This is a genomic window from Niastella sp. (genome assembly GCF_045805085.1).
GTDB lineage: Bacteria > Bacteroidota > Bacteroidia > Chitinophagales > Chitinophagaceae > Niastella.
The window spans coordinates 1-8,838 of record NZ_JBJMLX010000352.1 but is presented as its reverse complement, the minus strand read 5'-3'; the positions used below and the strand labels follow the sequence as shown (position 1 = coordinate 8,838).

Below are 8,838 nucleotides of genomic sequence, written 5' to 3'. Positions count from 1 at the left end.
ATTTTCTCTTAGTAGATTATTTAGGTCGAATGTCATATTGTTGATATTATCGTGAAACGGTCCCGCTCAGCCGGGATGAAACGTAAAAGGATTCGCGAAAGCTAAAGTCTCACCTTTACTGCATTGGCATGGGCTTGTAATCCTTCCGCTTCGGCCATGGCGATCACCGTTTTGCTGATGTTTTGTAAACCTTCCCGGGTTAATCGTTGAAAGGTGATCTTCTTTACAAAGCTATCGACACTTACCCCACTGTAGGCCTTGGCATAACCATTGGTAGGCAGGGTGTGGTTGGTGCCGCTGGCATAATCGCCCACACTTTCGGGTGAATAATGACCCAGGAACACAGAGCCGGCATTGATGATCTGTTCGGCTATGGGCATGGGGTTGTTACAACTGATGATTAAATGTTCAGGCGCATATTCATTCAACATGTCAATGGCTTCCGCTTCGTTGTTCACCAGGATGAGCTTGCTGTTGGCCAGTGCTTTTAAGGCAATGTCTTTTCTGGGCAATGCCTCCACCTGTTGGTTGATCTCCTGCTCGATGCTGTTGATCACCGTTTGCGAACAACTAACCAGTACCACCTGGCTGTCGCTGCCATGTTCTGCCTGGCTCAAGAGGTCAGCAGCAACAAAGGCTGCATTGGCCGATTCATCGGCATACACCGCTACTTCACTGGGGCCTGCCGGCATATCGATGGCCAGTCCATCCTGTTGCACCAGTTGTTTGGCGCAGGTTACATATTGATTACCGGGTCCGAATATTTTTGAAACGGCCGGAATGGTTTCCGTACCATAGGCCATAGCGCCGATGGCCTGTACGCCACCAACCTTAAATACGTTGGTAATGCCTACTGCTTTGGCTGCAAATAAAATGGCAGGATTCAGTTGACCATTGGTATCGGGTGGTGAACACAGAATGATCTCTTTACAACCGGCGAGTTTGGCCGGAACGCCCAACATCAGGATGGTAGAGAACAGGGGCGCCGTACCACCAGGAATATACAGACCCACTTTTTCAATACCAACGCTTTTGCGCCAGCATTGTACACCAGGCATGGTTTCAATTACCTCCGGTGCAGTGAGCTGTGTTTTATGAAAGGTTTCAATATTTACTTTGGCAGAAAGGATCGCTGCTTTCAGTTTGGCGTCGAGCAATTCCTGCGCCGTGTTGAATTCTTCTTCACTTACCATCATGGTATCGATGGCAGCTTTATCAAACTGCTGCGTGAATTTTTTTACCGCAGCGTCGCCCTGTTGTTTTACTTCCTGCAGAATATTTTTTACCGAGCCTTCCAACGCGGTCGTATTCATTACCGGCCGCTGTAACAATGCCTTCCAGTCACTACGCTTTGGAGATTGATAAATTTGCATCTTGTATTGTTTTTCTTGTGCCTTGATTCTTGAACCTTGTGCCTTAAATAATCATTTTTTCTATCGGCACCACCAGTATACCCTCGGCGCCTGCGGCTTTCAGTTGTTCAATAATGTCCCAGAAAGTATCTTCACTGAGCACGCTGTGCACGCTGCTCCAGCCTGTTTCGGCCAGGGGCAATACGGTTGGGCTCTTCATACCGGGCAACAGGGAAATGATCTCCTGTAATTTGTTGTTAGGGGCGTTCAACAAAATGTATTTGTTGTGTTTGGCTTTTTTTACGGCGCGAATGCGGAACACCAGTTTATCGATCAGCTTTTGTTGTTCGGCATTCAGGTTGTTATTTCGGATCAGCACGGCTTGCGATTGCAACAACACTTCCACTTCTTTAAGTCCATTCATGAGCAGGGTAGAACCGCTGCTTACGAGGTCGGCCACTACATCGGCCAGGCCAATACCAGGGGCAATTTCAACTGACCCGCTGATCTCATGGATCTCGGCCTGTACATTATTTTTTGCGAGGAATTCATTTACGAGGAAGGGATAGCTGGTGGCAATACGTTTGCCCTGTAAGGATTGTACGCCTTCATATTGCTGAATGCGTGGAATGGCCACTGAAAGCCGGCACTTGCCAAAACCCAGTTTTTCAACGATGGCTGCTTGTTTGTTCTTTTCGTATAGCACGTTTTCTCCTACAATGCCAATATCGGCCACGCCATCTTCAACATATTGCGGAATATCGTCGTCGCGCAAAAAGAAAATTTCCAGGGGGAAATTATCGGCTTCTGTTTTTAACCGGTCTTTTACATTACGAAGGTCAATACCGCATTCTTTTAGCAGTTGAACGGAGTCTTCATACAGGCGACCCGATTTTTGAATGGCGATCCGAAGTTTCATTGGAATGTCGTTGTTTTTTTAGTAAAAATAAAAAGGGCTTACCATGCGGTAAGCCCTTCTAATATTCTGGCACTACACAAAGCACCATCGGCCTACCTGCTGGGGTAAGTATGATGATGATGGATGTGAGTGAGTATTGTCATAATCGAGCCGCAAAAATACTACTTACCCGGTTTCAGCAAAATTTATTTTGAAGAAAACCGGGTTATGCACACCTCTGCAAAATAATTTTTGACGCATCCGTTTAATAATGTGTAACTTACAGGAAGCGAATTGGGATCCTTAAACATTGCTAATGCCAAACCGATCACCCATCCAACGATTTGCCATTCTGCTCTTGCTGCTTTTTATGGCCTGGTTTTCCCGGTGCAAACCCATAACCAGTCCCACACCTTCTAAGCATCCCACGCATCCCGGACATTCATCTCAAACATCCCTATATCCCATATATCCCAGTCAATAACTTAACTTGCATTTATGAAGGCACATCATTACAAAGTTAACATTACCTGGACGGGCAACCGGGGTAATGGCACCTCGTCCTATTCTTCGTACGACAGGGATCATACTATTGTAGCCGGGCAAAAACCGGTGATCCCGGGTTCCTCCGATCCTGCTTTCAGGGGCGATAATACCCGGTATAATCCTGAAGAATTATTGGTAGCGTCTTTATCCTCCTGCCATATGTTATGGTTTTTGCATTTGTGTTCTGCCGCCGGCGTAGTGGTGCTGGATTATATGGATGATGCTGCGGGCACCATGGAAGAAACTGCTGACGGTGGCGGCCATTTTACCGAAGTAACGCTTTATCCCGTAATTACAGTAGCCAGTGAGGAAATGGTTGAAAAGGCCGATGCCCTGCATGAAAAGGCGAATGGATTATGTTTTATCGCCAGGTCCTGCAATTTCCCGGTTCATCATAAACCCATTTATAAGATTGCCGAACATGTTTGAAAAGGCAAAGGGCCCTCCTACGCTAAAGCTTGCGCCTCCGCTAAAGCTTCAGCGACACGCGGACGGCGGGCAAGGCAAAGGGCGCTCCTACGCTAAAGCTTCGGCGGGCGAGGCAGTCTGTCAATAGCGGAAACCTGATCTTACCTTCAGCTTTCCGCCTTCCGCTTTCAGCCTTCCGCTGAATTAAGGCAACGGGTCTTTGTGATAGTTGTACGATATAGAACGCAGAATAGTTTTCTTTAGCACCAGCTTGAAGAAAATGTATAGCGCGTGCAGAATGAAGATCGACCACACAAGGAAATCGAAGATGCGTCCCAGCATTTTTTCTTCCCCTGTATACATGATAGTGTCTCTATCCAGGTTTTTGGTAACAAACAATTCATCGAGGTATATATAGTTGCAAAGCAGCAACAGCATTAAAAAGAACTCCTGCATCACGAAGGGATACAACTCAAATGGTTTGTTCAACAGCTTTTTAACCTGGTAATAAAAATATACGCTTATCACATTGTAGGGGATCAGGGTGAGATAGGCATTGGTACTTTCGAAATAAATTAAGTTCACAGTAAGACAGCTCAGCAAAACGGTTACTTCCATACACCGGATGTTGGCCAGATCGGGATTGATAAATACCAGGTAGACCGCACTGAATAAAAGGACCAGGAATAACGAGCCTATGATCGTAGATTTCGTTGTTGCCGGACAGTCGCTGGAAAAACAGACTGCTTCAGCTATATTATAGTGATACAGGATGTATTGTCCTAACCAGGCCAGGATGAACGAAAAAGCTACAATCAGGATAATGGATCTTATCACATTACGAAGGGGCATAAGGATCCTTTCTTTGTGAGCTTAAAAATAGCAAAATTTATCAGTGTCTCTAGTAGTGTGGACGTTCTTGTCGCTTTTATATCATGAATGTCGTATTGAGGATTGAAAACCAGGTGTGTTTATACTGATAATCATTGTAATATGTGGCCTGTTTATTGTAGCCAACACCTCAGATCTGTCATTATTGGCTAACTTTCAGATTATGGAACAAACCATTTCAATTACCGTAAGTGGGTTGGTGCAGGGGGTGTATTACCGGCAAAGCGCCAAAGAAAAAGCCCTGGAGCTAGGTATTTCAGGTATAGTGAAGAACCTGCCCAATGGCAATGTGCATATACTGGCTTCTGGTACCGCCAATCAGCTCGATGAACTGGTACACTGGTGTAAACAGGGGCCGCCGCATGCAAAAGTTTCATCAGTTAATGTTGAGACTGCGGTACCACAAGTTTTTATGGGATTTGTGATTGAGAGAAGTTGACCAGTTGACGAGTTGATCAATTAACTTGTTGACAAGTTAACGAGGAAAAAAGAGGCTTCAGAGGAAGAAAGTTGGAGGTTGATAGGGTTGATAAGGTTAATAGAGTTGATAAAGGAAGTCTGAAATAAGATGTAAGAAGTTGGAAGTAGGAAGCTTGAAAAATTATCAGGTTGAGTAATAGCGCGAGGCTGTATTTCTCCCCCTCCACTGGAGGGAGCCGGGGAGAGGCCCGATTGCCTTTCACGATTGACCATTGACGATTCACCACTCACGAGTTTTCATTAACTTCCCATTTCAAAAAACTAAACCAATGGTGCAACGATTCTTGTTTAGCTGTATGCTTCTTCTTTGCGTATATGCCTTACAGGCACAACAGGCCCCGCGGCAAGGCGATCCTAAATTAACCGAATATTGGGAACCTGAAGTAAAAGTGGTCACACCCGGTAAAACAAGTGCCGATCCGCCTTCTGATGCCATCATTCTTTTTGGCGGACAAAATACCGATGCCTGGGCCGCTAAAGATAACAGCGCGGCCAAATGGAAAGTAGAAAATGGCATCCTGACCGTAGCGCCCGGCACTGGTGAAATTCATACCAAACAGGGCTTTGGCGATTGTCAGCTGCATATTGAATGGAGAACGCCCGCTGAAGTAAAAGGCGAAAGCCAGGCCCGCGGTAACAGTGGGATCTTTTTTATGGGCCGGTATGAGTTGCAGGTGCTTGATTCGTATAAGAACAGAACTTACAGCAACGGGCAGGCCGGTAGCATTTATAAACAATTGCCACCCCTGGTAAATGCCAGCAGAGGTCCCGGTGAATGGCAGACTTACGACGTGATCTTTACCGCTCCCCGTTTTAATGAAGATGGCAATGTGAAATCGCAGGCACGTATAACCGTGTTACATAACGGCGTACTGGTGCAAAACGATGCCCACCTATGGGGCAGTACTCAATACATCGGTGTTGCTACCTATGAAAAACATGGCGATAAAGAACCGCTGGTGTTGCAGGACCATAACAATCCTATCAGCTATAGAAATATCTGGATACGTCCGTTGTAATCAACAGGCAATTTGCAATAAACAATGGGCAATAAAAAACCGTCCAGGTAAGTAACCCGGACGGTTTTTTATTAATATTTTCAATTTGCCAATTATCTATTGCCAATTGGAATAACCTATTGTTTCAACAACTCATCCATTATAGCATAGAACTCCTTCTTAAAAGCTTCATAATGTTCCCCCGTACCGGGTCCATAAAAGCCGGTATGTATTCTTTTCACGGTGCCATCACGGCCAAAGAACAAAGCGGTGGGCAACATTTTTATCTTCGTTATCTCCGGTAATGTTTTTTCTGTGCGCAATGAATCCGCCGCGCGTACACCTGTGATCAGCATTGGATAGGTAATATTGAACCGTTGCTGAAACCTGCGCAGGCTTTTTTGTGAGCGGTGAAAATCGGTACTGTTTTCATAGGCCAGCGCTACCATTTCAATACCCCGTTGTTTATTGTTGTTGTAGTACTCACTTAAGAAAGCGGTTTCATCCATACAATTGGGGCACCAGGAACCCATGAGCTGAACGATCACTACTTTATTACGGAAACGCGGATCGCTCATAGAAACAAAGTTACTGTCGAGGTCAGGAAAACGGAAGTACAAACGGTCCTCACCGCGTTTCATATATACAGCCGACAACGTATCGGGAACTATTGCTTTTTCATCTCTCCAGGCCGTCCACTTTTCAATGGAAGTAGCGCCGGAAAAATATTCACCATCGGCTAATATAGAATCGTTTTTGATAGTAGCCCTGAAATAATACGCATGACTGCCATCGAAAGTACTCAGGTGTAACGTATCGTTGCTTACAGCGCCTTCCAGGTAACGATAATCACCCGTTGGTGTTAATACAGTGCCGGTTAACGCCGTGCCGTTCTGTTTGAACTCAACTACAGCAGGATAGGGTTTTTTATCGATAAAAGTAGCGCCCCAGCGGCCGGTAATTTTCTGTTTTGTTTGTTTGGCCTGCGGGTATCGTTGGGATTGGTTATATACGAATGTTACCGGCATCACCTGCATTACAGTGGAAGTGCCCTTGATCCACACTCCCCGTAAGGTATGGTTGTTTACCTGTTGTAACCTGAATTCCGATTCAAACAATGGCATTTGCACCAGGATGGAATCCTGTTTTTGTTCAATCGCTGTTATCTGGATCTTTTCTGTGGCATTACGGATGAACCATACCGGTTTGCCATTTTTATATTGCATGGCTACATTGAAATCAATAGTGTGGCCATCAGCCCGTTGTAGGGAGGCGCGCCACCAGCCGGCGGGCAGGGGAGCAATGGCTGCGGCATTTAGCGTAAGAGCGGTAATAAAGCCGATCATCCAGGGAATCTTTTTCATAATACTTATCAAAACAAATTTAACTGTTGCAAGTTTAATGCATTACCAGTTAATAAAATCCAAATAAAAAACATGTCCCGACGAAAAGCCGGGACATGGACATTTATACGTACCAATTAATTATTGCTGGCGAAGGTTTTCCAGCATATCCTTCGTCATTTTATTCAGATCGTATTCAGGTTGCCAGCCCCAGTCGTTGCGGGCTACCGTATCATCAATACTTTGCGGCCAGCTGTCGGCGATAGATTGCCGGTAGTCGGGTTCGTAGCTGATGTTGAATTCAGGAATATAATTTTTAATGGCGGCGCTGATCTCTTTGGGCGAGAAACTCATGGCCGATACATTGTACGAAGTGCGGACGGAGATGTTGGCAACGGGCGCTTCCATTAATTCAATGGTAGCTCTAATGGCATCCGGCATATACATCATGGGCAGATAAGTGTCTTCTCTCAGGAAGCAGGTATATTTCTTTTCTTCCAGTGCTTCGTGATAAATTTCAACTGCATAATCAGTAGTGCCACCGCCCGGTGCAGATTTATAAGAGATCAAACCCGGGTAACGAATGCTGCGCACATCTACATGATAACGCTGGTAATAGTAATTGCACCAGAACTCACCGGCATACTTGCTGATACCATAAACCGTAGAAGGCTCAATGATGGTTTGCTGCGGACAGTTTTGTTTGGGCGAAGTAGGACCGAAAACCGCAATACTGCTTGGCCAGTATACTTTGTAGATCTTTTCTTCACGGGCAATATCCAGCACATTCAGCAGTCCCTGCATGTTCAGGTGCCAGGCCAGGTTGGGATTTTTTTCACCGGTTGCCGAAAGAATGGCTGCCAGCAAATAGATCTGGGTAATGTTCTGCCTGATAACCTGTACGTGCAGCATTTCCTTGTTCATAACATCTATGCTAACGTAAGGGCCGGTACCTTTCAGGAGATCGTTTTCTTCCCGCAGATCTGAGGCAATCACGTTGTTATTGCCATAGATCTTACGCAGGGCCAGGGTTAGTTCAACACCAATTTGGCCCGATGCGCCAATTACTAGTATTCTTTCTCTAATCATTAAGAAACAACTGTTAGTTTTTGTAATAACCGCAAAAGAAAGAACAAAAGGCCAGATGCGCAAATTTGGATATACACTATTGATAATCAATAGACTGATTGCCTTCAGTGATAATAAATGGTCATTGCCTGTTTGCTTTTGCCTGGTCAATGCCTACTTCATGAACTATAGATGGGTTGTTTGTTCCTTCATTCATTCTCCATTCATCTTCCATTGATCCTCCATTACAGCATGGAGGATCAATGGGTGAATTATGGACAAATTATGTTTGTATAATGAATTATGCATATATATAGAAAGGCTTAATCAGCGTCACTGAAAGGGAACTCAGAACTATGAATTACCTTTGCGCCATGAAAAATATGCTGACCAACCTTTTTTCGGGACAACAATACGATAGCACTAACTTTTTTCTGATTGCCGGCCCCTGTGTGGTGGAAAGTGAAGAACTGTTGATGGAAGTAGGGGATAAGGTTTCTACCATTTGCCGAAACCTGGGTATTCCATACATATTTAAAGCTTCTTACCGTAAAGCCAATCGTACCAGCGCCTCCTCCTTTACCGGCGTGGGGGATGAAACCGGGCTGCAATTGTTACAAAAAACGGGGAAAGCCTATAAAGTACCTGTTACTACTGATATTCATGGGCACGATGAAGCGGCCATGGCTGCGAAATATGCCGATATTTTACAAATACCTGCCTTCCTGTGCCGGCAAACCGATCTGTTGATAGCCGCCGCCGAAACCGGTAAAATTGTGAATGTAAAAAAGGGACAGTTTGTAAGTGGCCCTTCCATGAAGTTTGCAGTTGAAAAAATTGTAAAAGCCGGTAAT

Annotated in this window: 8 protein-coding genes and 1 pseudogene; 4 read left to right on the top strand and 5 right to left on the bottom strand. The window is 45.1% G+C overall.

Translation table 11 applies throughout. The annotated features are described in order from the left end of the window. Nucleotides 1–101 precede the first annotated feature (101 nt). Entirely contained in the window at nucleotides 102–1,373 is a 1,272-nt protein-coding gene (gene hisD / locus ACJ751_RS18465) for a histidinol dehydrogenase (protein ID WP_407746995.1), read from the bottom strand. A 43-nt stretch (nucleotides 1,374–1,416) separates the two neighbouring features. Beyond that, nucleotides 1,417–2,271: an ATP phosphoribosyltransferase gene (gene hisG, locus ACJ751_RS18460; protein WP_407746994.1), complete on the bottom strand. Its 855-nt coding sequence runs from the start codon at nucleotides 2,269–2,271 to the stop codon at nucleotides 1,417–1,419. A gap of 477 nt (nucleotides 2,272–2,748) precedes the next feature. Here hisG and ACJ751_RS18455 point away from each other — a divergent pair, with 477 nt between their 5' ends. Next, a complete protein-coding gene (locus ACJ751_RS18455; RefSeq protein WP_407746993.1) occupies nucleotides 2,749–3,225 on the top strand; it encodes an OsmC family protein in 477 nt (158 codons plus the stop codon). A gap of 183 nt (nucleotides 3,226–3,408) precedes the next feature. On the opposite strand, the gene ACJ751_RS18450 is transcribed toward ACJ751_RS18455, so the two are convergent. Continuing rightward, nucleotides 3,409–4,056 carry a hypothetical protein gene (locus tag ACJ751_RS18450; protein ID WP_407746992.1) on the bottom strand — a complete coding sequence of 216 codons (648 nt, stop codon included), beginning with the start codon at nucleotides 4,054–4,056 and terminating at the stop codon, nucleotides 3,409–3,411. A 202-nt stretch (nucleotides 4,057–4,258) separates the two neighbouring features. Here ACJ751_RS18450 and ACJ751_RS18445 point away from each other — a divergent pair, with 202 nt between their 5' ends. After that, complete coding sequence (locus tag ACJ751_RS18445) at nucleotides 4,259–4,534, top strand: acylphosphatase (protein WP_407746991.1); 276 nt, start codon at nucleotides 4,259–4,261, stop codon at nucleotides 4,532–4,534. A 310-nt stretch (nucleotides 4,535–4,844) separates the two neighbouring features. Continuing rightward, complete coding sequence (locus tag ACJ751_RS18440) at nucleotides 4,845–5,594, top strand: DUF1080 domain-containing protein (RefSeq protein WP_407746990.1); 750 nt, start codon at nucleotides 4,845–4,847, stop codon at nucleotides 5,592–5,594. Between the two features lie 116 nt (nucleotides 5,595–5,710). Here ACJ751_RS18440 and ACJ751_RS18435 read toward each other — a convergent pair whose 3' ends face one another. After that, the gene (locus tag ACJ751_RS18435) at nucleotides 5,711–6,937 is read right to left on the bottom strand and encodes a peroxiredoxin family protein (RefSeq protein WP_407746989.1); all 1,227 of its coding nucleotides are present in this window, start codon (nucleotides 6,935–6,937) and stop codon (nucleotides 5,711–5,713) included. Nucleotides 6,938–7,057: 120 nt separating this feature from the next. Further along, nucleotides 7,058–8,005, bottom strand: coding sequence for an NAD-dependent epimerase/dehydratase family protein (locus ACJ751_RS18430; RefSeq protein ID WP_407746988.1), 948 nt, complete (start codon nucleotides 8,003–8,005; stop codon nucleotides 7,058–7,060). A gap of 335 nt (nucleotides 8,006–8,340) precedes the next feature. Here ACJ751_RS18430 and ACJ751_RS18425 point away from each other — a divergent pair. Beyond that, nucleotides 8,341–8,838 (top strand): annotated as a pseudogene (locus tag ACJ751_RS18425) (3-deoxy-8-phosphooctulonate synthase); the annotation flags it as partial.

Bases quoted from the DNA above. Each gene is read 5' to 3' on its own strand.
- ACJ751_RS18450 (WP_407746992.1), bottom strand. From the start codon at position 4,056: ATGCCCCTTCGTAATGTGATAAGATCCATTATCCTGATTGTAGCTTTT.
- hisG (WP_407746994.1), bottom strand. From the start codon at position 2,271: ATGAAACTTCGGATCGCCATTCAAAAATCGGGTCGCCTGTATGAAGAC.
- ACJ751_RS18435 (WP_407746989.1), bottom strand. From the start codon at position 6,937: ATGAAAAAGATTCCCTGGATGATCGGCTTTATTACCGCTCTTACGCTA.
- ACJ751_RS18455 (WP_407746993.1), top strand. From the start codon at position 2,749: ATGAAGGCACATCATTACAAAGTTAACATTACCTGGACGGGCAACCGG.
- ACJ751_RS18445 (WP_407746991.1), top strand. From the start codon at position 4,259: ATGGAACAAACCATTTCAATTACCGTAAGTGGGTTGGTGCAGGGGGTG.
- ACJ751_RS18440 (WP_407746990.1), top strand. From the start codon at position 4,845: ATGGTGCAACGATTCTTGTTTAGCTGTATGCTTCTTCTTTGCGTATAT.
- ACJ751_RS18430 (WP_407746988.1), bottom strand. From the start codon at position 8,005: ATGATTAGAGAAAGAATACTAGTAATTGGCGCATCGGGCCAAATTGGT.
- hisD (WP_407746995.1), bottom strand. From the start codon at position 1,373: ATGCAAATTTATCAATCTCCAAAGCGTAGTGACTGGAAGGCATTGTTA.